The organism is Pseudomonas sp. S2_A02, assembly GCF_054668495.1.
Window position 1 is genome coordinate 1994794 of sequence record NZ_CP162776.1, and the last position, 25298, is coordinate 2020091.

The 25298-nt window shown below is 59.6% G+C and carries 26 protein-coding genes; 15 read left to right on the forward strand and 11 right to left on the reverse strand.

Annotated elements, in window-relative coordinates; translation table 11 throughout:
* Nucleotides 1–176: 176 nt before the first annotated feature.
* From scpB to AB4O41_RS09120, 4 genes are read right to left on the reverse strand one after another with little or no spacing between them, the layout of a single operon-like run.
* Nucleotides 177–1193 (reverse strand): SMC-Scp complex subunit ScpB, encoded by a 1017-nt coding sequence (gene scpB, locus AB4O41_RS09105; RefSeq protein WP_460147358.1) that lies wholly within the window; start codon nt 1191–1193, stop codon nt 177–179.
* 11 nt (nt 1194–1204) lie between these two features.
* Nucleotides 1205–1963 carry a segregation and condensation protein A gene (locus AB4O41_RS09110; RefSeq protein ID WP_258700775.1) on the reverse strand — a complete coding sequence of 253 codons (759 nt, stop codon included), beginning with the start codon at nt 1961–1963 and terminating at the stop codon, nt 1205–1207.
* Between the two features lie 60 nt (nt 1964–2023).
* Complete coding sequence (locus AB4O41_RS09115; protein WP_150630275.1) at nt 2024–2653, reverse strand: L-threonylcarbamoyladenylate synthase; 630 nt, start codon at nt 2651–2653, stop codon at nt 2024–2026.
* A gap of 13 nt (nt 2654–2666) precedes the next feature.
* Nucleotides 2667–3530, reverse strand: coding sequence for a PHP domain-containing protein (locus AB4O41_RS09120; RefSeq protein ID WP_030130050.1), 864 nt, complete (start codon nt 3528–3530; stop codon nt 2667–2669).
* Nucleotides 3531–3617: 87 nt separating this feature from the next.
* Here AB4O41_RS09120 and AB4O41_RS09125 point away from each other — a divergent pair, with 87 nt between their 5' ends.
* The 7 genes from AB4O41_RS09125 (at nt 3618) to AB4O41_RS09155 (ending at nt 9187) form a co-directional block, all read left to right on the forward strand.
* Nucleotides 3618–4214, forward strand: a complete 597-nt coding sequence (locus AB4O41_RS09125) for a septation protein A (protein WP_460147361.1) — start codon at nt 3618–3620, stop codon at nt 4212–4214.
* A 1-nt stretch (nt 4215) separates the two neighbouring features.
* On the forward strand, nt 4216–4515 hold the full coding sequence (locus AB4O41_RS09130; protein WP_008156126.1) for a YciI family protein: 300 nt from the start codon (nt 4216–4218) through the stop codon (nt 4513–4515).
* A 110-nt stretch (nt 4516–4625) separates the two neighbouring features.
* Entirely contained in the window at nt 4626–5039 is a 414-nt protein-coding gene (locus AB4O41_RS09135; protein WP_258620642.1) for a translation initiation factor 2, read from the forward strand.
* A 7-nt stretch (nt 5040–5046) separates the two neighbouring features.
* Nucleotides 5047–5724 carry a response regulator transcription factor gene (locus AB4O41_RS09140; protein WP_460147363.1) on the forward strand — a complete coding sequence of 226 codons (678 nt, stop codon included), beginning with the start codon at nt 5047–5049 and terminating at the stop codon, nt 5722–5724.
* 360 nt (nt 5725–6084) lie between these two features.
* Complete coding sequence (locus AB4O41_RS09145) at nt 6085–7056, forward strand: IS110 family RNA-guided transposase (protein WP_460144197.1); 972 nt, start codon at nt 6085–6087, stop codon at nt 7054–7056.
* Nucleotides 7057–7221: 165 nt separating this feature from the next.
* Entirely contained in the window at nt 7222–7671 is a 450-nt protein-coding gene (locus AB4O41_RS09150) for an LTXXQ domain protein (protein WP_460147365.1), read from the forward strand.
* Nucleotides 7672–7846: 175 nt separating this feature from the next.
* Nucleotides 7847–9187: a sensor histidine kinase gene (locus AB4O41_RS09155; RefSeq protein ID WP_460147367.1), complete on the forward strand. Its 1341-nt coding sequence runs from the start codon at nt 7847–7849 to the stop codon at nt 9185–9187.
* A gap of 108 nt (nt 9188–9295) precedes the next feature.
* On the opposite strand, the gene AB4O41_RS09160 is transcribed toward AB4O41_RS09155, so the two are convergent.
* A complete protein-coding gene (locus AB4O41_RS09160) occupies nt 9296–9862 on the reverse strand; it encodes an NAD(P)H nitroreductase (RefSeq protein WP_460147369.1) in 567 nt (188 codons plus the stop codon).
* A 122-nt stretch (nt 9863–9984) separates the two neighbouring features.
* On the opposite strand from AB4O41_RS09160, the gene AB4O41_RS09165 reads away from it, so the two are divergent.
* The gene (locus AB4O41_RS09165) at nt 9985–11439 is read left to right on the forward strand and encodes a TrkH family potassium uptake protein (protein WP_367374671.1); all 1455 of its coding nucleotides are present in this window, start codon (nt 9985–9987) and stop codon (nt 11437–11439) included.
* Here AB4O41_RS09165 and AB4O41_RS09170 read toward each other — a convergent pair.
* Nucleotides 11396–12457, reverse strand: a complete 1062-nt coding sequence (locus AB4O41_RS09170; RefSeq protein ID WP_460147371.1) for an AraC family transcriptional regulator — start codon at nt 12455–12457, stop codon at nt 11396–11398. The genes AB4O41_RS09165 and AB4O41_RS09170 overlap by 44 nt on opposite strands.
* 158 nt (nt 12458–12615) lie before the next feature.
* On the opposite strand from AB4O41_RS09170, the gene AB4O41_RS09175 reads away from it, so the two are divergent.
* Entirely contained in the window at nt 12616–12927 is a 312-nt protein-coding gene (locus tag AB4O41_RS09175; RefSeq protein ID WP_460147373.1) for an Mpo1-like protein, read from the forward strand.
* Between the two features lie 98 nt (nt 12928–13025).
* Nucleotides 13026–13616, forward strand: coding sequence for an HD domain-containing protein (locus AB4O41_RS09180; protein WP_460147374.1), 591 nt, complete (start codon nt 13026–13028; stop codon nt 13614–13616).
* 67 nt (nt 13617–13683) lie between these two features.
* Here AB4O41_RS09180 and AB4O41_RS09185 read toward each other — a convergent pair whose 3' ends face one another.
* Complete coding sequence (locus AB4O41_RS09185) at nt 13684–14499, reverse strand: UDP-2,3-diacylglucosamine diphosphatase (protein WP_460147376.1); 816 nt, start codon at nt 14497–14499, stop codon at nt 13684–13686.
* 136 nt (nt 14500–14635) lie between these two features.
* Here AB4O41_RS09185 and AB4O41_RS09190 point away from each other — a divergent pair, with 136 nt between their 5' ends.
* Both AB4O41_RS09190 and AB4O41_RS09195 read left to right on the forward strand, forming a co-directional pair.
* Nucleotides 14636–15394, forward strand: coding sequence for a helix-turn-helix transcriptional regulator (locus AB4O41_RS09190; protein WP_460147378.1), 759 nt, complete (start codon nt 14636–14638; stop codon nt 15392–15394).
* A gap of 177 nt (nt 15395–15571) precedes the next feature.
* Nucleotides 15572–16465 carry a DMT family transporter gene (locus tag AB4O41_RS09195; protein ID WP_460147380.1) on the forward strand — a complete coding sequence of 298 codons (894 nt, stop codon included), beginning with the start codon at nt 15572–15574 and terminating at the stop codon, nt 16463–16465.
* Here AB4O41_RS09195 and AB4O41_RS09200 read toward each other — a convergent pair.
* On the reverse strand, nt 16459–16746 hold the full coding sequence (locus tag AB4O41_RS09200) for an Rdx family protein (protein WP_007895010.1): 288 nt from the start codon (nt 16744–16746) through the stop codon (nt 16459–16461). The two genes, AB4O41_RS09195 and AB4O41_RS09200, sit on opposite strands and share 7 nt — an antisense overlap.
* Nucleotides 16747–16817: 71 nt before the next feature.
* Here AB4O41_RS09200 and AB4O41_RS09205 point away from each other — a divergent pair, with 71 nt between their 5' ends.
* A complete protein-coding gene (locus tag AB4O41_RS09205; protein WP_460148317.1) occupies nt 16818–19007 on the forward strand; it encodes a patatin-like phospholipase family protein in 2190 nt (729 codons plus the stop codon).
* A gap of 141 nt (nt 19008–19148) precedes the next feature.
* On the opposite strand, the gene AB4O41_RS09210 is transcribed toward AB4O41_RS09205, so the two are convergent.
* The 3 genes from AB4O41_RS09210 to recQ form a co-directional block, all read right to left on the reverse strand.
* Complete coding sequence (locus AB4O41_RS09210) at nt 19149–20954, reverse strand: FimV/HubP family polar landmark protein (RefSeq protein ID WP_460147383.1); 1806 nt, start codon at nt 20952–20954, stop codon at nt 19149–19151.
* Nucleotides 20955–21082: 128 nt separating this feature from the next.
* Nucleotides 21083–21517 (reverse strand): MarR family transcriptional regulator, encoded by a 435-nt coding sequence (locus AB4O41_RS09215; RefSeq protein WP_007895007.1) that lies wholly within the window; start codon nt 21515–21517, stop codon nt 21083–21085.
* A gap of 119 nt (nt 21518–21636) precedes the next feature.
* The gene (gene recQ, locus AB4O41_RS09220; protein ID WP_460147385.1) at nt 21637–23766 is read right to left on the reverse strand and encodes a DNA helicase RecQ; all 2130 of its coding nucleotides are present in this window, start codon (nt 23764–23766) and stop codon (nt 21637–21639) included.
* Between the two features lie 398 nt (nt 23767–24164).
* Here recQ and AB4O41_RS09225 point away from each other — a divergent pair, with 398 nt between their 5' ends.
* Nucleotides 24165–24752 (forward strand): UPF0149 family protein, encoded by a 588-nt coding sequence (locus AB4O41_RS09225; protein WP_038979493.1) that lies wholly within the window; start codon nt 24165–24167, stop codon nt 24750–24752.
* 10 nt (nt 24753–24762) lie between these two features.
* Nucleotides 24763–25158 (forward strand): YbaN family protein, encoded by a 396-nt coding sequence (locus tag AB4O41_RS09230; protein WP_460147387.1) that lies wholly within the window; start codon nt 24763–24765, stop codon nt 25156–25158.
* Nucleotides 25159–25298 lie beyond the last annotated feature (140 nt).

Sequence of the window (25298 nt, forward strand, 5' to 3'; positions counted from 1 at the left end):
TAGCTGATCAATGAAGACTTACTTGATTTTCCGCCGACCGGTGGTGCCGGGTTTGCTCAACCACGACACTGAACCAATGTGGGAGCGAGCCTGACCGCGATAGCGGTGTATCAGACAACATTGATGTCGACTGACACTCCCTCATCGCGAGCAGGCTCGCTCCCACAGGATTTGTGTCAATCGTCGAACTGGCGGCGTTCGCTTTCGATCGCTTCGGCGAGGGCTTGGGCTTCGGCTTCTTCGTCGGTCAACTCGGGCTCGGGTTTTGGCTGTTCAAGGGCAGCGACGGCGGCCAAGAGTTTTTCGCGAGCTTCGGCAACGCCAAGAATGTCATCTTCCTGTTCTGGTTCTGGTTCTGGTTCTGGTTCTGGTTCTGGTTCTGGTTCTGGTTCGGATTCAGCTTCAGCCTCGACCTGAGGTTCAACTTCGGTTTCAGGCTCAGGCTCCGCCAACTCCCCTTCAGTCTCGGTCACCGCCCCATCCCGCAACAAATCGTCGAAATCGGTCTTGAGCCCTTCTTCCATGGTGTCCAGTTCCAGCAACAGTGTGTGGAAACTGGTTTCTTCCTTGGGCTCCTCCGGTTCAGCGCTGGCATCGGCCAGTTCCTGCAAGCCTTGCGGAACCGGCGCGTCGTCGAAATCGAGGACGGGATCAGGCTCCAGCTCACGCAACTCGGCGAGCGGCGGCAGGTCGTCGAGGTTTTTCAGGTTGAAGTGATCGAGAAACGCCTTGGTGGTGGCGAACATCGCGGGTTTGCCGGGGACGTCGCGGTAACCGACGATGCGGATCCACTCACGTTCCAGCAGGGTTTTCACGATATGGCTGTTGACTGCCACGCCGCGCACGTCTTCGATCTCGCCCCGGGTGATCGGCTGGCGATAGGCGATCAGCGCCATGGTTTCGAGCATGGCGCGGGAATAGCGTTGCGGCCGCTCTTCCCACAAACGTCCGACCCACGGCGCGAACTTTTCGCGGATCTGCAGGCGATACCCGGAGGCGACTTCCTTCAACTCGAAAGCACGGCCGTCGCAGGACTTGGCCAGAATCGTCAGCGCTTTCTTGAAAACAGGGGGCTCGGGCCGCTCGCCTTCTTCGAAGAGTTCGAACAGGCGTTCAAGCGATTGCGGTTTTCCCGAGGCCAGCAGAAAGGCTTCAAGCAGTGGCGCCAGCTCGCGGGGTTCAGTCAGGTTCATGATTCAACTCGTTATTCGGCTCGGGCCCGGACATGGATCGCCGCGAACGGCTCATTCTGCACCAGCTCGACCAAGGATTCCTTGACCAGTTCGAGGATCGCCATAAAGGTCACCACCACCCCCAGGCGCCCTTCTTCAGCGGTGAACAACTCGACAAAGGGCACAAAACCACCGCCCTTGAGCCGTTCCAGCACATCGCTCATGCGCTCGCGGGTGGACAGCGCTTCACGGCTGACCTGATGGCTTTCGAACATGTCGCCACGGCGCAAGACCTCGGCCATGGACATCAGCAACTCTTCCAGCCTCACATCCGGCAACAGTTTGCGCGCCCGGGCTTCCGGGGCATCGAGCTTGGGCACTACCACGTCGCGGCCGACGCGGCTCAGGCCATCGATGCCTTCGGCAGCAGCCTTGAAGCGCTCGTACTCCTGCAAGCGACGAATCAACTCGGCGCGAGGATCGTCTTCTTCGTCTTCGATCGTTTCGGCACGGGGCAACAGCATCCGCGACTTGATCTCGGCCAGCATTGCGGCCATCACCAGGTACTCGGCGGCCAGCTCCAGGCGCACCGACTGCATCAACTCGACATAGCCCATGTACTGACGGGTGATTTCCGCCACCGGGATGTCGAGGATGTTGATGTTCTGTTTGCGGATCAGGTACAGCAGCAAGTCGAGCGGGCCTTCGAAGGCCTCAAGAAAAACCTCGAGCGCATCCGGCGGGATGTACAGGTCCAGCGGCATTTCCATGACCGCCTGGCCATAGACCATGGCGAAAGGCAGTTCTTGCTGGGCGCCGGCCTGGCTGTCGACGGGTTCTACTGCAGACATCTAGGCCTCGGCCATGAAAGGCGTAGGGTCGCCGCAACCGACGCGGATGACTTCCGGTTCGCCGTCGGCGAGGCTGATCACGGTGGATGCCTTGATCCCACCGAAACCGCCGTCGATGATCAGGTCGACCTGATGCTCGAGCAACTGGCGCATTTCGTAAGGATCGGTCAGCGGGTCGGTATCGCCAGGCATGATCAGGGTCACACTCATCAGCGGCTCGCCGAGTTCTTCCAGCAATGCCAGGGCAATCGGATGGCTTGGCACACGCAGGCCGATGGTGCGTTTTTTCGGGTGCAGCAACAGCCGCGGGACTTCGCGGGTGGCGTTGAGAATGAAGGTGTAAGGGCCAGGCAAATGAGCCTTGAGCACACGGAAAGTGCCGGTGTCGATCTTGGCAAACAGCCCCAACTGCGACAGGTCGCTGCAAATCAGCGCGAAGTTGTGCTTCTCATCCAGCTGACGCAGCCGACGCACGCGCTCCACGGCGTTCTTGTCGCCAATTTGGCAACCAATGGCGTAGGAAGAGTCTGTGGGATAAATCACCACCCCGCCGTTGCGGATGATCTCGACAGCCTGTTTGATCAGGCGCGCTTGCGGGTTTTCCGGATGAATCTGGAAAAATTGACTCACATTCTCTACCTGTTCAGACGACGGCAATAATTGGGTCATGTTTGAATCGACACCACAGTGGTGGCAGATCCTCCGGGAGCGGGCGGTATTCACCGATCTCGGACCAGCCTCCAGGGCCATGAAAATCACTGCCGGCGCTGACCAGCAGACCAAACTCGCGGGCTAGAATCGCCAGGCTGCCCACCTGTTCGGCGGGTTGATGGCCATTGACCACTTCTATCGCGTGGCCCCCTGCTTGAATATAGTCGGCAATCAGGCGACGACGCTTGCTGCGAGTGAAATCGTAGTGCCAAGGGTGCGCCAGGCTGACCCAGGCACCTGCGGCGCGCAGGGTTTCGACGGTGTCTTCCAGGGTCGGCCAGTGTTGTTTGACGTCTCCCAGTTTGCCGGCGCCCAGCCATTTGCGGAACGCTTCGGCGCGATCCTTGACGAAACCTTCGCGCACCATCCAGTCGGCGAAATGCGGACGGGCCGGCGCATTACCGCTGTCGCCCAGCTCCTGTTGAATGGCCCGGGCGCCGTCAAGCGCCCCCGGCATGCCTTTCAACGCCAACTTGCGGCTTATTTCTTCGGACCGTAACCAGCGGCCATCGTGCAATTTTGCGATGGCCTCGACCAACGGCGGCGCATTGACGTCGAAACCGTAGCCCAAAACGTGAATGGTCGCCCCGCCCCAGGTGCAGGACAATTCCACGCCATTAACCAGTTGCATCCCCAGCGCCGTCGCTGCGCTGCGGGCCTCGTCGAGGCCTTCAAGGGTGTCGTGATCGGTCAAGGCCAGGACTCGCACGCCTTTCTCGAACGCACGCGCAACCAGTACCGCAGGCGCCAGGGCGCCATCGGAAGCCGTGCTATGGCAGTGCAAATCAACATTCACAGGACTGTGTAACCTCAAATCAGCTGACGCTATCGCGCGTCAATATGTTTGTTATTATGCCGCCACATCCTGCTTCTGGCTGCCACTGTGAAACAATTCATCGACTTCATCCCGCTTCTACTGTTTTTCATCGTCTTCAAAATCGATCCACGGGTCGTCGACATTGGCGGTCATCAACTGACTGTCGGTGGTATTTACAGTGCCACCGCGATGCTGATCATCAGTTCCCTGGTGGTTTACGGCACGCTGTTCATCAAGCAGCGCAAGCTGGAGAAGAGCCAGTGGCTGACCCTTATCGCCTGCCTGGTCTTCGGCAGCCTGACCCTGGCGTTCCACAGCGAGACCTTCCTGAAATGGAAAGCTCCGGTGGTCAACTGGCTGTTCGCCCTCGCATTCATCGGCAGCCACTTCGTCGGTGACCAGTTGCTGATCAAACGCATCATGGGCCACGCACTGACTCTGCCGGAGCCGGTCTGGACCCGTCTGAACATCGCCTGGATCGGGTTTTTCCTGTTTTGCGGCGCCGCCAACCTGTTCGTTGCATTCACGTTCCAGAACTACTGGGTCGACTTCAAAGTCTTCGGCAGCCTGGGGATGACGTTGCTGTTCCTGGTCGCCCAGGGCATTTACCTGTCCCGCCACCTGCACGATGCCGACACCACAACGCCAAAAACCGAGGACTGACATGCTTTACGCAATCATTGCCACAGACGTCGCCAACTCCCTGGAAGCCCGCCTGGCCGCACGGCCTGCGCACCTTGAGCGCCTGCAAGTGCTTAAAGGTGAAGGTCGTATCGTATTGGCCGGTCCGCACCCGGCGGTCGACAGCAATGATCCGGGCGCTGCGGGTTTCACCGGCAGCCTGATCGTCGCCGAATTCGATTCGCTGAGCGCCGCACAGGCCTGGGCCGACGCCGATCCGTACATTGCCGCAGGCGTCTACGCCAACGTTTCGGTCAAGCCGTTCAAGCAAGTCCTCCCGTAAAGTTCTCCCGCGCGATGAGTCTTGTCGGTTCATCGCGCGTTCAATCGCTCATTATTCTCGTTTATCGGCCGACAACCTGCCCAATACTCGTATTGGAATCAGGAGTTGCGATGCGCAAAGGTCCGTTGTGTCTGATGTTGGTGACGTTGTCGATCATGGCGCCCGCCCATGGTGAAGAAAGCGCCAATGGCGGTAGTTCGACGCCGCTGTCCTTGAGCGCCGGCAGCCAGATCACCGAGTTGCAGCAGCGCTTGAAGGCAAGCGAACAGCAACGAGAAGAATTGAGCAAACAACTGCAAAATACCGATGGCGAACGCGAAAGCGCCCAGCTGAGCCGGTTGCGCCAAGAGAATCAGCGCCTGAAGCTGCAACTCAAAGAAGCCCAGGCCAGCAGCCCGTTGCCGCGCCTGCTGACAGATCAGCAACAGTGGTTTGTTATCGGTGCCGCAGTAGCGCTATCGGCCCTGCTCTGCGGTATCTTCGCCAGTGGTGCAACCAGAAAACGTCGGCAATGGCTAAATTGAGTGAGTCATGAGCGAGCTGTTATTAATTGATGATGACCAGGAGCTGTGTGAGCTCCTGAGCAGTTGGCTGAGCCAGGAAGGCTTTCAGGTCCGCGCCTGCCACGACGGCCAGAGTGCTCGTCGCGCGCTGGCTGAAACATCCCCCGCGGCCGTGGTGCTGGACGTGATGCTGCCGGATGGCAGCGGCCTGGAACTGCTCAAGCAACTGCGCAGTGACCATCCGGATTTGCCGGTGCTGATGCTTTCGGCCCGTGGCGAACCGCTGGACCGCATCCTCGGCCTGGAACTCGGTGCCGATGATTACCTGGCCAAACCGTGCGATCCACGAGAACTGACAGCGCGTCTGCGCGCGGTATTGCGCCGCAGTCATCCGACGGCAGTCTCCAGCCAGCTCGAATTGGGCGACTTGTGCTTCAGCCCGGTGCGTGGTGTGGTCAGCATCAATGAACAGGAGTTCACCCTCACCGTCTCCGAAAGCCGTCTGCTCGAAGCCCTGCTCAAGCAGCCCGGTGAACCGCTGGATAAACAGGAACTGGCGCAAATCGCCCTCGGTCGCAAACTGACCCTGTACGACCGTAGCCTGGACATGCACGTGAGCAACCTGCGCAAAAAAATCGGCCCGCACCCCGACGGTCGCCCACGCATCGTTGCTCTGCGCAGTCGCGGTTACTACTACAGCCTCTGAATCCGAACACGATCGCCCCATGGGGTCTGCCAAACGCACGCCCTGTAGGAGCTGTCGAAGGCCCGATCTTTTGATCTTGCTTTTACCGGCCAAGATCAAAAGATCGCGGCCTTCGGCAGCTCCTTGTATCTCGACTATTGCTCCATCAGGAGCGATAGTTCTCGACTGATCATCGAGGGAGGGACCTGGAAGCCGTGCAGCTCCTTAGGCTTTTTGCCTGTGACGTAGATCGTGCTCCAACCCTCCACACTCACTCGTACAGTTCGAACGGTATCTTGGGCCCGTCTCTGGCGAGAGCCCGCATTCACAAGGTTGGACAGAGTGTAGTGATGATCGCAACTGATCTGATTGGGAGAAGACATGTCCAGTTTCGTCGGCGTCGATGTCGCTAAAAACACCTTTGATATCGCTACACACCTGCCGAATGGCAAGCATAAAACCAAAGCCAAACTGGCGAACGACGCCAAAGGATTCAAAGAGTTTGAAGCCTGGCTGCACAAGCAGGTCGAACCTTCGGCACTGATCGTGATGGAGGCCACCAGTGTCTATCACCTGGCGCTCGCCGAGTTCGTCTACAACAAGGGTTACCGGGTTTGCGTGGTGAATCCGGCCACGACCCATGCCTACGCCGGCAGTGAGTTACGCCGGATCAAAACCGATAAAAGCGACGCCAAGCTGATCGCGGACTTCGCCCGGGAAAAGGATGAAAAGCTTCAGCCATGGGCGCCGGAGCCTCTGAAGTATCGCCAGTTGAAAGCCTTGGTTCGCCGCCTGGATGACCTTCAGGAAATGCAGCAAATGGAGCTCAATCGTCTGGGGGTATCTGACGAAAAGGTCAAAGCCTCAATTAACTCCGTGCTGCACCATATCGAAAAAGAGATCGCTGAAACGCACAAAGCGATCAAAAAACACATCGATGACGACCCGGATATGCGTCAAATGCGCGACTTGATCGTGACCATCGACGGTATCGGGCAGAAAACGCTTGAGCGGCTGCTGGCCGAGCTGGGCGACCTGCGTAAATATGACGATCCTCGCAAGCTGGTTGCTGCTGCTGGGTTGAACCCCAAGCTGCAGGATTCGGGACTGCTCAAAGGCCGTACTGTGATCTCAAAAATCGGCTCAGCGCGCGTGCGGGCAGGCCTTTACATGCCCGGCCTGGTGGCGCTGCAGCACAACAAGGCGATCATGGCCATGAAGGATCGCTTGAAGGCCAACGGCAAGGCCCCCAAGCAGATCATTTGTGCCGCGATGCGCAAGCTGCTGCACTTCGTTTATGGCGTGCTCAAATCGGGCCAGCCTTATGACCCGAAACTTGCGCTTGCTCGGTGAGGTTTAAGACGGTATCTACGCGGGACCGTGATACATCGTGGAATTGTCAGCAAGGTAGAAAATCGTCTTTACCCAAGCTTTACGCTCCGCTGACTGCCGCTGACCTTGATCTCCGTAATCTGCACACATCCGGAACGTACCGGGAACGAGACAAGGAGATACACCATGCGCAAGACTCTTATCGCTTTGATGTTTGCTGCCGCCCTGCCGACCGTTGCGATGGCCATGCCTGAAGGCGCAGGTCCGATGGGTGACCACATGGATGGCTCACGCCACGGCGGTCAGATGCACGGCATGCACGGTAAAGGCCCTTACAGCCAGCTGGACCTGAGCCGCGAACAGCGCGAGCAGATCCGCAAGATCATGGGCGAGCAGATGCATGAGCGTCAGCAATTGGTCGACAAGTACCTGGAAAAACTCTCGCCAGCCGATCAGAAAGCCCTGAAAGACGAGATGGAGGCCAAACACAAGAAAGCCGAAGCCGACGTTCGCGCACTGCTGAAACCGGATCAACAGAAACAATTCGACGAGATCCAGAAGAAACAGGCTGAGCGTCGCGCCGAATGGGCCGAGTTCAAGGCCTGGAAAGCGCAGCAAGCGCAAAAAGCGCAATAATGCGCTAACCCTGGACCCAACGGCTAAACCCCGTTGGGTCTGTTGCCACTCGATTTTAATGTGGGAGCGAGCCTGCTCGCGATGGCGTCCTTTCAGTCACGTTGATGTTGAATGTGCCGACGCTATCGCGAGCAAGCTCGCTCCCACATGGATTTGCGCTAGTTGAGGATTTTCTGTGCGCTCATTGTTCTGGCGTATCCTGGCCAGCTTCTGGCTGGCCATTGCTCTGGTTGCGGGCCTTTCCATTCTGCTCGGGCACATGCTCAACCAGGACGCGTGGATTCTCAGCCGCCATCCGGGCCTGAACACGCTGGCCGAACAGTGGACGCAAACCTACGAAAGCCAGGGCGAAGACGCTGCCCAGGACATTCTGGAGCAGCGCAAGCGCCAGTATCACATCGATGTTCAGGTGCTCAACGAGGCCGGTGACCCGGTGGTACGCGGCACCTTCCCCCGGCGGGCGGCGGCCTTCGAAGCGAGACAGAACGATAATGATCGACGCCTGCCATGGCGGCGTCTGACCGATGAATACACCAGCGCCAAGACAGGCGACACCTACCTGCTGATCTACCGCATTCCGCATCCGGAACTGGATGCCTGGCACCGTGAAAGCCTGCTCTGGCCGTTGAGTGCGCTGGGTATCGCGCTGGTGGTGCTGACCCTGTTCAGCCTGCTGGTGACCTTTTCCATCACCCGACCGCTGAGCCGTTTGCGCGGTGCGGTGCATGACCTGGGGCAGACGACGTATCAACAGAACAGCCTGGCGCAGCTGGCCAACCGCCGCGATGAGTTCGGCGTGCTGGCCAACGACTTCAACCGCATGGGCGCGCGCCTGCAAAGCCTGATCGGCAGCCAGCGGCAACTACTGCGGGACGTGTCTCACGAGTTGCGTTCACCCTTGGCCCGACTACGCATTGCCTTGGCGCTGGCCGAACGGGCCAATCCTGAGGAGCGGGAAAAACTCTGGCCACGCCTGACCCGTGAATGCGATCGACTGGAAGCGCTGATCAGCGAAATCCTGGTACTGGCGCGCGTCGATGCCGACAATGCCAGCGCCGAAGAAGTCGATCTAAACGCGCTGCTCAATACCCTGCAAAAAGATGCGCAGCTGGGCTCGCCCGAGCAGAACGTGCGCCTTGAGGCCGAGCCGCAACTGAACCTCAAAGGCTGGCCGACCATGATCGAGCGCGCCGTGGATAACCTGCTGCGCAATGCCCAGCGCTTTAACCCGGTCGGGCAACCGATCGAAATGCAGGCGTTGCGTCAGGGCGACAGGATTGTGGTCAGCGTGCGCGACCACGGCCCCGGCGTAGAGGCCGAGCATTTGAATCAGCTGGCTGAACCGTTCTATCGGGCACCGGGGCAAACAGCGGCCGGGCATGGCCTGGGGCTGGCCATTGCGCGCCGTGCGGCGGAACGGCATGGAGGGAGTCTGGTGCTGGCCAATCATCCGGAGGGCGGGTTTATTGCCAGCCTGGAATTGCCGTTGGTGCCGGGGGCCGTCGTCCAACCCTGAACCCTGTGGGAGCGAGCCTGCTCGCGAAGGCGGTTTAACATTCAACAGAGATATTGAATGATACGACGCTTTCGCGAGCAGGCTCGCTCCCACATTAAATCGGCGTCTTCAGGACTTGCCAGGCCAGGCGCTGACAAATTCGGTCAGATCAACCTTCTCCGCAACCCGTGGTTCTTTCTGCGGCGTGCCAAGGTAAAGAAACGCAATCACCTCTTCCCCTTCCGCCAACCCCAAGCCTTTAGCCACATGCGCTGAATAAGCCAGCTCACCGGTGCGCCACACCGCGCCAATGCCTTGCGCATAGGCCGCCAGCAAAATCCCGTGAGCTGCACAGCCTGCCGCCAATAGTTGCTCGGACTTGGGATACTTGTCGTGCTCCTGCAAACGCGCAATCACCACAACTACCAGCGGCGCACGCAACGGGCCGTTGCGCGCCTTGTCCAGCAAGGCCTCGGACACATCATTGTGTTGCAGCTTCGCCGCTTCGGCCAGCAACTCACCCATTTGCTCGCGCGCCGCGCCTTCGACTGTCAGGAAGCGCCAAGGCTGCAAGTGGCCATGGTCTGGCGCGCGCATCGCGGCGGCAAACAACACTTCCCGTTGCTCGGCGGTTGGCGCCGGATCGAGCAGTCGTGGGACGGAAACACGGTTGAGCAAAGCGTCGAGAGCCTCCATCGGCCACCTCCTGTAGAAAATGTCTGGCTATTCTAGCGTCAACTGTCGCGACGGCGTCGGTTTACATGCCCTGCCCCGCAGGTAGAATGGCGCCCTTCTTACTATCAGCCCGAGCGGACTTCATGGCGTTGCCGACCTTACGGATCATTGGTTTCATCATCGGCATCTTCCTGATCACGCTGGCCATCGCCATGGTCGTACCCATGGCCACACTGGTGATCTTCGAGCGCACCAGCGACCTGCCGTCGTTCCTCTGGGCGAGCATGATCACCTTCGTCGCCGGCCTCGCTCTGGTGATACCCGGACGCCCCGAGCACATCCATCTGCGCCCGCGAGACATGTACCTGCTGACCGTCAGCAGCTGGTTGGTGGTATGCATCTTCGCCGCCCTGCCGTTCCTGCTGACCCAACACATCAGCTACACCGACTCGTTCTTCGAAAGCATGTCCGGCATCACCGCCACCGGTGCGACGGTGCTCACTGGCCTGGACAGCATGTCCCCCGGCATCCTGATGTGGCGCTCATTGCTGCACTGGATCGGCGGCATCGGTTTTATCGGCATGGCGGTAGCGATTTTGCCATTGCTGCGCATCGGTGGCATGCGGCTGTTTCAGACCGAGTCGTCGGACCGTTCCGAAAAGGTCATGCCCCGTTCGCACATGGTGGCGCGTTTGATCGTTGCGGCCTACGTCGGCATCACCATTTTCGGCAGTCTGGCATTCTGGTGGGCCGGGATGAGCCCATTCGATGCAATCAATCATGCGATGTCAGCGATTTCCACTGGTGGTTTCTCGACCTCCGACCTGTCTTTGGCCAAATGGCCGGAGCCCGCGGTTCATTGGGTCGCCGTCGTCATCATGATTCTCGGTGCCCTGCCATTCACTCTGTACGTGGCGACGCTGCGCGGCAACCGTCGGGCCTTGATCAAGGATGAACAGGTTCAAGGCCTGCTCGGCATGTTGCTGGTGACCTGGCTGGTGCTCGGCACCTGGTACTGGTGGACTACCCAGTTGCACTGGCTGGAGGCGTTGCGGCATGTGGCGCTGAACGTGACTTCGGTGGTGACCACCACCGGTTTTGCACTGGGGGACTACAGCCTCTGGGGTAACTTCTCACTGATGCTGTTCTTTTATCTGGGGTTTGTCGGCGGCTGCTCGGGGTCGACCGCTGGCGGGATCAAGATTTTCCGCTTCCAGGTTGCCTACATTCTGCTCAAGGCCAACCTTAACCAGTTGATTCACCCGCGCGCGGTGATCAAGCAGAAATACAACGGCCACCGTCTCGACGAAGAGATCGTGCGCTCGATCCTGACCTTTTCGTTCTTCTTCGCCATCACCATTTGCGTCATCGCACTGCTGCTGTCGCTGCTGGGCGTGGACTGGATGACCGCACTTACCGGCGCGGCCGCCACGGTGTCCGGCGTAGGCCCGGGGCTTGGCGAAACGATTGGCCCGGCGGGTAACTTCGCCAGCCTGCCGGATGCCGCGAAGTGGATTCTCTCGTTCGGCATGCTGCTGGGCCGGCTGGAGATCATTACCGTGTTTGTTCTGTGTATCCCGGCATTCTGGCGTCACTGAGCCGCATGGGCGCTTCCATCAGCCGCACCCGGTATTCGCCGGGGGTGGAATCGAACCAGCGTCGGAAGGCGCGGAAAAAGTTGCTCGGATCGGCAAACCCCAGCAGGTAGGCAATTTCCAGCAAGGTCATGTTCGGTTGCGCCAGGTATTGCTCGGCCAGTTCACGTCGGGTGTCATCCAGCAACGTCTGAAAACTCGTGCCCTCTTCCTGCAAGCGACGCTGCAAGGTGCGTTGCGACAAGTGAAGCGTCTGGGCCACCGCATCGCGCTTGGGTTCGCCCTGGGGCAGCAAACGGCATAACACCTGCCGCGCCTTGTGAGTCACGCGGGTCTCGGAAAACCGCGCCAGGTATTCGCCGGCAAACCGGTCGTGCAACCGCGCCATGGCCTCGTTGGCGGTGGGCAGCGGTGCCTCCATATCGGCGCGCTCGAAGATCAAGGCGTCATAAGGCGCGTTGAACATCAACGGGGCATGGAAGGCTTGTTTATAGGGTTCAAGATCAACGGGCTCATCGCCTTGCAGCAAAACCTTGCGCGGCTGGAGCGTGCGGCCGGTCAGCCAGCCGCAAAGTGCCAGGGCGCAGGCCATTGATGCTTCGGCACTCTGCCGGGTCGGCGGCAGGTGATCGCCATGCACCGTCAGAATCAGCGCATACCCCTCATCCAGCAATCGAAAACTCAAGTCGGCACTTTCGGCGATGATTCGCTGATAACGCACCAGACGTTGAAAGCCTTCAGCCAGAGTCTGGCTGGACATCAAGGCATAACCGGCGACATGGAAGGACGCCGGTCGCACCACCTTGCCCATGTTCAGGCCAATCGCCGGGTTGCCGGACAGTTCGACCGCGCGCTGCCAGAGCCGCGTCATGGAATCTTGCGGGAAGCGCGCATCCGGATCATCCAGTGCCGCATAGTCGAGCCCTAGCTGCTTGAACAGAACCCGGCAATCCAGGCCGTCCATTTCCAGTGCTTTGACAATCCCCATCGCCCAGCTTGCAGAAGTCGTTCGTTCGCTCATGGCGTTTACTACGTGATGGCCGCATGCCACGACCCAATACCCAAGGATACTAAAGTGGCGCCTATTGTCACTGGCTGATACCAATGATCACTCTAGACTTAAATAAGCTACCCGCAGAACAACTTGTCGCGTGAACAGCCACCACAGAGATCGCAGTCGTGGAAAACATCAAACGCTTCAACAACTTCGCTGAGTTTTACCCGTATTACCTTAGCGAACATCGCAACAGCACCTGTCGACGATTGCACTTTGCCGGCACCTCCCTGGTTATTTTCCTTCTGGCGCTGACCATCGGCAACGGCGCGTGGTGGATGTTACTGGCCCTGCCGCTGGCCGGTTACAGCTTCGCCTGGGTCGGGCATTTCTTCTTCGAGAAGAATCGTCCTGCCACCTTCCAGCATCCTCTTTACAGCCTGCTCGGCGATTTCGTCATGTACCGCGACATGATTCTGGGTCGCGTGGCGTTCTAGGCTCCATTGGCCACAAAAGCGTCTTGAGCAGCCAATGCAGCCTTGGATCCAAGCCCTACACTCAAACATCCCTTTCGATCAGAACAAGAGGATAGCTGATGAATGTCCATGCCCGTTTTACCCATATGCAGGACGGCACGCAGGAAGACTGGGCGATCATCGCCGCAGATTTCAGCGCCTATGCCCGGCAATTGTCCAAACGGATCGTGGCGCACCTGAAGTTACTGGAGGGGGATTTCGGTGGTTTCCCGGTGGATCGTCTGACCCACTCCCTGCAAACCGCCAGCCGCGCCTGGCGCGATGGTCGCGACGAAGAATACGTGGTCTGCGCCCTGCTCCATGACATCGGCGACACACTGGGCTCCTACAATCACCCGGACATCGCCGCGGCGATCCTCAAGCCGTTCGTCAGCGCCGAGAACTTGTGGATGGTAGAGAAGCACGGGATTTTCCAGGGTTATTACTTCTTTCATCACCTGGGCATGGACCGGCATTTGCGCGAGCAATTCAGCGGTCATCCGCAGTATCAGGCGACCATCGAATTTTGTGCCCGGTACGATGCGGCGGCGTTTGATCCGGCGTACGACACACTGCCGCTGAGCTTCTTCGAACCGATGGTGGAGCGGTTGTTTGCGCAGCCGAAGAATTCGATTTACATGGCGGCGATGGAAGAACATTCGCCGGCCTGAAAAATGTCGGGGACCGCTGCGCGGTCCATTCGCGAGAGGCCCGACCAGACACTCCATTTCTCGCAGGTTATACCGGCTCCGCGACCTTCACCGCCTTCAACTCTGCCTCGCGCGCCTGGGCATCGGCCAACCGATACAACTCGATCGACCCATCCCAATGCTCGATCAGTGCCGTGCACGACTCCACCCAATCCCCGCAATTGAGGTAATCCACCCCACCGACCTTGCGAATCTCGGCATGGTGAATGTGCCCGCACACCACCCCGTGCAACTCGCGTTTGAAGCATTCGTGGGCGATGGCTTCTTCAAAATCGCTGATGAAGCTGACGGCGGTCTTGACCTTGTGCTTGAGGTACGCCGACAGCGACCAGTAGCCGTAGCCATAACGGGCACGCCAATGGTTGAGCCAGCGGTTGAGCGTCAGGGTGAACTCGTAGGCCGAGTCCCCGAGAAACGCCAGCCAGCGGTGGTAGCGGGTGATCACGTCGAACTGGTCGCCGTGAATCACCAGCAAATGACGGCCATCGGCGGTCACGTGCACGGCTTCGTCCACCAGTTGGATATTGCCCAGTATCAGCTTGGAATAACGGCGCAGGAATTCGTCATGGTTGCCAGTGACGTAGATCACCTCTGTACCGCGCTTGCTCATGGTCAACAGGCGACGAATCACATTGGTGTGCGCCTGAGGCCAATACATGCCACTGCGTAGTTTCCAGCCGTCGATGATGTCGCCGACCAGGTAGATCTTGTCGGTGTGGTAGCCCTTGAGAAATTGCGACAGATGTTCGGCCTGGCAATCCCGGGTGCCCAAATGCACATCGGAAATCCACAAGGTCCGCACACGTTGCTTACGGCTGGGTTTGGCGAGCTCGGCGCTGGTCATGGGCAACCCTCAGGACAAGTTTTGGCAAGCTTGCGCCGGTCGGGTGAATTGCCCATGACAGTGGCAAGTCAGTCTTGTGACAGCGCGAGTCGGGCCGCACCCGGTGTAGACTGGCGACCTGCACAGGAGACCTGCGATGAGACCGATCCTCACGCTACGCCAGTACACCCACGACCTGATCGTCCACAGCCACGACCACGCGCAACTGGTGTTCGGGCTGTCGGGCGCGCTGGATTTCGAGGTCGAGGGGCATGGTAGTCAGGTGGTGCAGCAGAGTTTCGTGGTGGTGCCGTCGGGGGCGCATCATGCCTGCGACAGCGCCCATGGCAGTCGTTGCCTGGTGCTGGATGTGCCGAGCGACCCGTGGGTTTCGCAGTCCCTTGGCGATCACGCCGAAGCCAGTCGCCGCTTGCTCGACAATGCCGGGCGTCTGTCGCTGGACGCAGGGCAAAGCCAACTGGTGAGTTGGCTGGCGGGCAGCCAGATCAGTGATCCGCTGATCGCCCAGCAAGGCGCGGTGCTGTTGCTGGCCAGCCTGAACAATGCCAAACCCGACAGCGTGGGCGGTCGGCGTCTGCCTTATGCGGCGCTGAATGCGCACATCGATCAATACGCGGCTTATCCGCTGCAAGTCGCCGATCTGGCGCGCATTGCCGGCTTGTCCAGCGCTCGGTTACATGCGCGGTTCGTGGCGGAATGCGGGCAAACGCCGATGGACTACATTCGCAGTCGTCGTCTGCACATTGCCGTGAGTCTGTTGCGCGATTCAGCGTTACCCATTGGCGAGATCGCCTGTCGGGTCGGTTACAGCTCGCAGAGTGCGTTCGCTGCGGCGGTGCTACGCGAGTTCGGTGCCTCGCCCGGTAAATTGCGCCGCGAGGCTGGCGACAAATGACGCGAGTCTGGCGACAGACATAACCGGCTCAGCACGATTCAATGTAGGAGCTGCCGAAGGCTGCGATCTTTTGATCTTGATCTCCAAAAGCAAGATCAACAGATCGCAGCCTTCGGCAGCTCCTACAGGGGCCGACGGTGTTGTCGGCCGGATTCGATACGTTTATCAAGGATTGCAATGACTCCCCGTACCGCCCTTGGCGCTCTGCATATCGGTGCATTGATGTTCGGCCTGACTGGCGTATTCGGTAAACTCGCCGCCGCCTCGCCAGCCATCATCGTGTTTGGCCGTGCCGCGTTTGCCGTCCTCGCCCTGGCGTTTTTCGCACGGTTCGCCAGTAATACCCGTTGGCAAAAACTCGATGCAGTGGACTTGCGCCGTCTGCTGCTCAGCGGCTTGCTGCTGACCGGGCACTGGGTAAGTTTCTTCATCGCGGTGAAGGTCGCCGGAGTGGCGATCGCGACCCTGGGTTTTGCCAGTTTCCCGGCGTTTACCGTGATTCTCGAGGGGCTGATTTTCCGCGAGCGCATCCGCGCCAATGAAGTCCTGCTGGTGGTGCTGGTCAGTATTGGACTGGTATTGGTCACGCCGGATTTCGATCTGGCCAGCGGTGCCACCATCGGCCTGTTGTGGGCGGTGGCGTCCGGCTTGTTGTTCGCCCTGCTGTCCCTGACCAACCGCGCCAGCTCTGGACGAATTCCGCCGGTGCAGGCGGCTCTGTATCAGAACGTGGTGGTTGCGATTTGCCTGCTGCCGGTGGCGGTGCCGCAGTTGAGTGAAGTGCGCGCCATCGACTGGCTGTGGATCGGCCTGCTCGGGGTGTTCTGTACTGGCGTGGCGCACAGCTTGTTCGTCGCCAGCCTGGCGGTGATCAAGGCTCGGACCGCCGCCGTGGTATTCGCGATGGAACCGGTTTACGGCATCACCCTGGCCTGGCTGCTGTTCGATGAAAACCCGACCCTGCGCATGCTGATCGGCGGCGCACTGATCATCGTGGCTATCGTGGTCTCGAGCCGATTGTCCGGCAGTTCAAGCAAGACCGCCGTGGCGGCACAAGCCCCGTCTCACTGAGTGCGGTCGTTGTGGCCCAGGTCGCGGTCCGGATCGATCTGATCGCGGACCCGCTGCTTGAGCACCTTGGCCTCGGGAAAACCGCCATCGGCCTTGCGCTCCCAGAGCTGCACATCGTCACAGAAAATGTGAAAAACCCCGCCGGTGCCGGGCACCAGGGACACTTTGCCCAGGTCATCGCCGAAGGTGCTGAGCAGTTCCTGGGCCAGCCAGGCGGCGCGCAACAGCCATTGGCATTGCGTGCAGTAGGTGATGACGATTTCCGGTTTACGTGCGGTCATGATTGGTAAAACTCCTGTGCCAGAGGGCGTCGCTATAATAGCCGCCTTTATCGCTCGCCCCGAGATCCATGATGCGCCGTTTGCTGTCTTGCCTGTTGCTGTGCCTCTTCCCCTTGATCGTGCAAGCCGTCGAAGCCCCCCGACCGAAAATCGGTCTGGTGCTGTCCGGTGGTGCCGCCCGTGGCTTGGCCCACATTGGTGTGCTCAAGGCACTGGAGGAACAAGGCATCAAGATCGATGCGATTGCCGGCACCAGCATGGGCGCGGTGATCGGCGGCCTGTATGCCTCGGGCTATCAGATCGATGAGCTGGAAAAACTCGCCCTGAGCATCGACTGGCAGCAGGCGCTGTCCGACGCCCCACCTCGGGAAGACGTGCCGTTCCGACGCAAGCAGGATGACCGGGACTTCCTCGTCAAACAGAAACTCAGCTTCCGTGACGACGGCAGCCTCGGCCTGCCACTTGGGGTGATTCAGGGTCAGAACCTGGCGCTGTTGCTGGAAAGCCTGCTGGCCCACACTAGCGACACCCGCGACTTCGACAAATTGCCAATCCCCTTTCGAGCGGTGGCAACCGACATCGCCAGCGGCGAAAAAGTGGTGTTCCGTAAAGGCCACCTGCCTCAGGTGATTCGCGCCAGCATGTCGATCCCGGCGGTGTTCGCGCCGGTCGAACTCAATGGCCGCTTGCTGGTGGATGGCGGCATGACCGATAACATCCCGCTGGACGTGGCGCGGGAGATGGGCGTCGACATCGCTATCGTGGTCGACATCGGCACGCCGCTGCGCAATCGCAAGCAACTGACCACCGTGGTCGACGTGTTGAACCAATCGATCACCCTGATGACCCGGCGCAATTCCGAAGAACAACTGGCCGCCCTGCACAAAGACGACGTATTGATCCAGCCACCGCTGGCGAGTTTCGGCGTTACCGATTTCGGTAAAGCCCAGGAAATGATCGACGCTGGCTACCGCGCAACCCGAATTCTCGACGCGCGTCTGGCGCGGCTCAAACCTGCACAACCGCTGGACGCCGAACTGACCGCCGCCCGGGCGCCGAGCCAGCGTACGCCGATCATCACCGCGATCAAAGTTGAAAACGACTCGAAGGTTGGCGACGACGTAATCCGTTACTACATTCGCCAGCACATCGGCGAACCGCTGGACCTCGGCCGTCTGCAAACTGATATGGGCACGTTGTACGGCCTCGATTACTTCGAGCAGGTGCAATACCGCGTAGTCCATAAGGGCGCCGATCACACCCTGGTGATCAGTGCCCGTGGCAAACGCAGCGGCACCGATTACTTGCGGGTGGGTTTGAACCTGTCGGACGACATGCGCGGCGACAGTGCTTTCAACCTGGGTGCCAGCTACCGCGTCAACGGCATCAATCGCCTTGGTGCCGAGTGGCTGACCCGGGCGCAGATCGGTGACAAGCAGGAACTTTACACTGAGTTCTATCAGCCGCTGGATGTCGGCTCGCGCTACTTCATTGCGCCTTATGCGGCGTTCGAAGCACAGAACGTCGAAGCGATCCTGGACAACGACCCGATCGCCCAATACCGAGTCGAACGCTATGGCTTCGGCTTGAACGTCGGCCGACAAATCGGCAATAGCGGCGAAGTGCGCTTCGGTGTCGGTGAGGCCTGGGGCAAGGCTGATGTGCGCATCGGCGATCAGGATTTGCCGAGTGAAAACTTCAACGAAGGTTTCTATGAACTGAAGTACTCATTCGACTCGCTGGACAACGTCTACTTCCCCCATGAAGGCCAGGATATCGGCCTGTCGTTACGCCAGTTCGAACCGGGCTTGGGTTCGGACAAACGCTATCGCCAATGGGAGTTCAAACTGGACAAGGCCCTGAGCAGCGGGCCGGACACCTTCATCCTCGGCGGGCGTTACGGACGCACGCTGGACGAGGCCAATGTGGTCACTTCCAGCTTCCTGCTCGGTGGCGCGCGACAGTTGTCGGGCTTTCGCGAAGATGCGATCTCCGGGCAGAACGTCAGCCTGATGCGCGGGGTTTACTACCGCCGCCTGACACCGCGCTCGTACCTGCCGCTGGACTTCCCGCTGTACATCGGCGGCTCGCTGGAACGCGGCCGGGCGTGGAACAACGACAATGAATTCGACAGCGGCTACATCAATGCAGCGAGTGTGTTCATCGGTTTCGACACGCCGCTGGGACCGCTGAACTTCAGTTACGGCATCAACGATACGGATGAACAGGCGGTTTATTTAAACCTGGGGCAGACGTTCTAAAGCGAACACCCTCTACAGGTATCCTCTATAAAAATGTGGGAGCGGGCTTGCTCGCGAAAAACGATGACGCGGTTTTTCTGATAAACCGCATCGTCTGCTTCGCGAGCAAGCCCGCTCCCACATTAAGTCTCCAAGACTTTCCTATCGGATACCGGCCAACAGAGTCCGGGCCGTCTCCTTGAGCGGTTCGTCGCCTTCCTTGAGCAACTCGTTAAGCAGCTCGATGGCGCTGTCCAGATCGCCGTCATCAATGCACGTCTGGGCCTGTTCAAGTTTGCCCGCGCTGCTCGGCCCGGCCGGTTCAAGATCCATCAATTCAGCATTCAGCGGCTCAAGCTCCAGCGGCTGGACAGGATCGCTGAACTCGTTGAGAAAGGTCTCGTCCAGAGATTGGGCGTCAGGTTCGGCGATCCATTCAAGCTCGGGCTCGTCCAGCGTCGGCTCCTCGGGCATTTCGAAGACATCGGGCAACACATGCAGGTTCGAGGTGAACCCGGGGTCGTTTGCCTGCTCTGGCTCATTCGACGGTTTAGCGCTGGATGATGAGTTTTCGAAGGGGCTGATCAGGTCCCAATTCGAATCCATCGACAGGTCATCGAGGTTCAACTGGAACTCATCGCTCGGTGCCGCTTCAGGGATCGCAAGCGTGGGAGGAACCACTGCCACAGCGACAACCACCGGCGCGGCACTGATCAGCTTCGGATGGCGGGCGCGGATGTCCTGAAGTTGCTGTGCATCGAACCCGGCGTCTCGCAGGCTGCTTTCCTGCGCGTCATACGCTTGTACGTCGCCTTGTTTACCGAGGACTTCCAACAGTTGCACAGCCAGATCGGTACGCTGGGGTTCCCTGACCAACGCATCTCGCAACAAACCGGCTGCCTCGGACAAACGGCCATACGCCAGATAGATACCCACCCCTTCCAGCACGTCGCCTGCGGGAGTCTCTTCGGCCGATCCGGCTACCGGTTGCAGCCGGGGCGTCGGACTGGCCGGTTCTGTTGCGCGGCTGAGCACCGGTTCATGACGCGACGGCAGCACGGGTAACGGCTCGGGCTGAACCTGAACCTGCTGTCGTTGACGGCGAATGAATACTGCGAGCAATACCAACGCCACCAATGCCAGCAACCCGAGGATCAGCAGCCACGGAGTCGGTTCAGATTCCTCTACTACAACGGGCACCGGTGCCGTCACTTGGGGCACGACCGGCTCTAACGATGCCTGTTTGACTTCCGCCAACTGGGTTTGCAGCTCGATCACCTGCTTTTTCTGGCCGGCGATCTGCTCGTCCTGAGCCTGAAGCTTCGCATTGAGTTCATCGATGGTTTTTTGCAACTGTTGGTTCTGCAGCACGCTGGCGGCCAGTTGTTCGGCAATAGCATCATTCGCAGGTGCCGCAACTGGTTTTTCGACATCAGGCTTGGACGTCGCCGCCTTCGCGGCAGGTGGCGGTGCAACAGCCGGTTCGACGGACGGGAACGCGGAAGACTGGGGGCGCGGCGAAGGGTCGTCGTTGACGGGAACAATTCCCGGCGAACCCGGCGGATCGATCAGCACTGTGTACTCGTGCAGCAAACGCCCGTTGGGCTGATTAAGCTGCACCAGAAAATTCAGGAAGGGTTCCTTGACCGGTTTGCTGGAAGTCACCCGGATCAGGCTGCGGTTGCCCCGCAGGATCGGTGTGAACTTCAGATCGTTGAGAAAGAACAACCGCTCGACGCCGGCGCGACTGAATTCGTCCACCGTCGCCAGGCTGACCGATAGCTCGCCCTCCTCCAGACCACCAGCGTCCACCAAGGCGATGTCGGCATTGAATGGCTGATTCAACGCCGAATGCTGGGTGATCTCACCCAACCCGAGCGCAGGGGCCAATGCCGAGTAAGTGACGGCACCACCGACCAGCAGCAGCCTGGTACAACACCGCAATACAACGTGCCAACTCTCGAGCATGAGCATCCCTTAGATAACCAGAACCAACCTGTACGTGTTCGCACATCCGGTACGAACACGATATTGCCTAGTAGTTCTTTATAGTCCGCCCAACGGGGTATCTCAAAAATCCGGCGCGTGGTTGTGCCTCAAGATTTTTCCAGGTTGGCCAGAATATGCCCGTGGACTCGCATACAGACCTTTAAATCTGCCTCATCGACGCCTTCGAACAGTTCGTGGCGCAATTGAGTGGCGATGGTTTCAATTTGTTCGATCAAGGGCCGGGCCGGGGCACACAGGACGATTTTTTTCGCCCGACGGTCTTCCAGTACGGATTGGCGCTGCACCAGGCCCTGACTTTCCAGGCTGTCAAGCAATCGAGCCAGGGTGGGCCCTTCGACGCCGACGCTTTGCGCCAGTTCGCGTTGGGTGGGGGCATCATCGAAACGCGCCAGGTGCAGCAGCACCAGCCAGCGCGCCTGGGAGAGGCCCAGGCCAGCCAGTCGGCGATCCAGTTCGGCACGCCAGCCCCGAGACATCTGGGCCAATTGCATGCCAAAGCGGTGTTGATCGGTTAACGGCATAAAACACTCATGATTAGACTGAAATAGAGAAAAACTAATTATTAGTCAGCTAAGCATGACCTTTGGCTATAGGCAAGGCTTGCTCTGTACTGAATCGTTACATCTGTGCCTCAGGTCACTCAGACTTCGAATTCCGACTGCAGAGCGGCACGAACGCAATACAAAACACCTTCAGGAACTCTCCCTGCGAACAGCGCAGCAATTTCTGACACCGGCGGCAGTTCGCCTTCGCCGTCGAGGAACGCATCCTGGACTTCGCCCATCAACTCTTCCGGCAGGTCCAGCGCCTGCTCAAGCGACAACTGCTGCTTGCCGATCGCCTCGGCGAGCATCGCGTAGACGTTCTTTTCCGAGCATTGCAGCTGACCGGCGATCTGCAACGGTGTCATGCCGGCCCGGGCCAGCGTGATCAGCTCATGGCGCACATCGGCCACTACTTTCGGCGCCTCGACCTGACCGCCGAGCACTTCGAGGAAGGCCTCGCCGTAACGCTCCAGTTTTCGCGCACCAACGCCGCTGACCGTGGCCATTTCCGCCAGCGATGTCGGCTGGCTGCGGAGCATTTCCAGCAGGGTCGAGTCGGGGAAGATGACGTACGGCGGCACGCCATGCTCTTCGGCCAATTTGCGGCGCAGGGCACGCAAGGCTTCCCACTGCTCACGCTCTTCACCGCGAACCAGTTGGCTGGCCGGGCTCTTGCTGGCGGTCTTGGCCGTGATTTGTGGCTTGAGGTCGCGACGCAGTTCCAGGGTCACTTCACCCTTGAGTAGTGGCCGGCAGGTGTCACTCAGGCGCAGCCCGCCGTAGCCTTCGAGGTCGATGTCCGCCAGACCACGGGCAACCAGCTGTCGGAACAGGGAGCGCCATTCGCTCTCCCCCATCGCTTTGCCTACGCCGTATACCGACAAATGCTGATGACCAAAGCTGCGGACCTTTTCGTTGTCCTTGCCCAGCAACACGTCGACCAAATGACCGACGCCATAACGCTGACCGGTGCGGTAGATCGCCGACAGCGCCTGACGGGCCGGCTCGGTGGCGTCCCAGGTCTGCACACCGTCGACGCAGTTGTCGCAGTGGCCGCAGGGTTCGGGCATGTCTTCGTCGAAGTACGCGAGCAGGGTCTGGCGGCGGCAGCGGGTTTCTTCGCAGAGCGAGAGCATGGCGTCGAGCTTGTGCTGCTCCAGACGCTTGTGACGCTCATCGCCTTCGGAGTTTTGCAACATTTGCTTGAGCATCACCACGTCTTGCAGGCCGTACGCCATCCAGGCATCCGCCGGCAGGCCATCACGACCGCCGCGACCGGTTTCCTGGTAGTAGGCCTCAAGGGACTTCGGCAAATCCAGGTGAGCGACAAAACGTACGTTAGGCTTGTCGATACCCATGCCGAACGCCACGGTGGCGACCATGATCAGCCCTTCCTCGTTGAGGAAGCGCTTCTGGTGATGGGCCCGCGTGTCATTGGGCAGACCGGCGTGGTACGGCAGCGCCGGGAAGCCTTGCTCGCTGAGGAACACCGCTACTTCATCAACCTTCTTGCGCGACAGGCAGTAAACGATACCGGCATCGCTGCGCCGCTCGGCGAGAAACGCCAGCAACTGCTTGCGCGGCTGCTCCTTGGGCACGATGCGATAGAAAATATTAGGGCGATCGAAACTCGAGAGGAAACGCTCGGCATTTTGCAGATGCAGACGATCGACGATTTCTTCGCGGGTGCGCTTGTCAGCCGTTGCGGTCAGGGCAATGCGCGGGACGTTGGGGAACAATTCCGCCAACTGGCCCAGTTGCAAGTATTCCCGACGGAAGTCGTGACCCCATTGGGACACGCAATGCGCTTCGTCGATGGCGAACAGGGCGATTTCAAGGCTTTGCAGGAAGGCCAGCATGCGCGGCTGAACCAGGCGCTCGGGCGCCAGGTAGAGCATTTTCACCTCGCCGCGCTTGATCCGCGCCGCCAGATCACGCTGTTGCTCAGCGCTCAACGTGGAGTTCAACGCCGCCGCGGCGACGCCCAGCTCTTCGAGGGTGGCGACCTGATCGTCCATCAGCGCGATCAGTGGCGACACCACCACCGCAAGGCCTTCGCGCAACAACGCCGGCACCTGGAAGCACAAGGACTTGCCGCCACCGGTAGGCATCAGCACCAAGGCGTCGCCGCCACTGGCCACGCGCTCAATGATTGCACCCTGACGGCCACGGAAACTGTCGTAGCCGAAGATGTCCTTGAGGACGCGTTGAGCCTGTTCGAGCATAAAAACTCCAAAAATCACCGAAACATCCCTGCAAGGCTGGTTCAGAATCATGAAAGCTGCACCGACAAATCGTAAGTGCGCATTGCATGACGCTTCATATCTCAGCCGTGACGCCAGCAGGGCATCACAAAACGCGCGAGTATACCCGACGCCTGTCCGGCAAAGGGCGCCGTTGATAAGACATACCAAAGCCAACTTGTGGGAGCGAGCCTGCTCGCGATAGCGGTGGGCCAGTCAATTGATATTGAATGTTATGTCGTCATCGCGAGCAGGCTCGCTCCCACAGGGAATGCGGTGTTCCGCATGCCTGCAAAGGGGCAAATACACCGCGCGGCTGGCCTGAGCGCTCAAGAAGGCCTAGAATTCCCGCATCGTATATTCCCCAAGGTAGCCCTTTAATGTCCTTCGCTGAGCAACTAACCCGCCTGCAAGTCTTCCTCGACGCCGACGAGCTGCATGACGAGGCGCTGGACTACGTGGCCGCCCACGGCTACCTAACTGCGCTGTCGATTTGTTCCGAGAGCGTTCCCGACCGTGAATGGATCGACGCGCTCTTCGCCGAAGAGCCGCATTACGCCGACGACACCGAGCGTGAAGCGATCGAATCCACCCTGCTGCTGCTAAAGGCGCACATCGCCCGCCAACTGGCGTCCGACGAAGAGTTCGAGCTGCCGTGCGACCTGGACCTGGGCGAAGAGCCGGATGACTCTGACCTGCGCGGCTGGTGCATCGGTTTCATGGAAGGCGTATTCCTGCGCGAAGCGGCCTGGTTCGAAACCGCCGAAGACGAAGTCAGCGAAATGCTGCTGCCGATCATGGTCGGTTCCGGTCTGTTCGACGAACAGCCAGAATTCGAAGACATCGCCAAAGACGCCAACCTGATGGACGATATGATCGTGCAGATCCCGGAAGCCCTGACCGCGCTGTACCTGCTGTGCCAGGCGCCAGACGAAAAACCGGCGATTCTCAAGCCACGTCACCACTAAGGTTTTGCCTATGGACAACCCCATAGGCAACCGCCCCCTGATGTTGCGCTACGTGCTACTGGCCATCGGCTGGCTGAGCGTAGCGCTGGGGGTGATCGGGATTTTCCTGCCGGTGCTGCCCACCACACCGTTCCTGCTGCTGGCGGCCGCCTGTTTCGCCCGCAGCTCGCCGCGTTTCTATCGGTGGCTGGTTGAACATCCACGGCTTGGGCCATGGGTTCGCGACTACCTGAGCGGCAATGGCATTCCGCTCAAAGGCAAGGTCTACGCCATCGGATTGATGTGGGCGAGCATCCTGCTTTCCTGCTACCTGGTGCCCCTGCCGTGGGCGCGCGGGTTCATGCTGACCAGCGCGGTGTTGGTGACGATTTATATCCTCAAGCAGAAAACCCTGCATAAACCCTGATCCCATCTTGATCATTCCCACGGTCTCCGTGGGAATGCCGCCCGGGACGCTCCGCGTTCCCTTCGCCTTCATCCGCCGACGTCCATTCGTCCGACGACCTGCCCTTCCTCGCTGAAAACACCGCCTAGACTTCAGACATC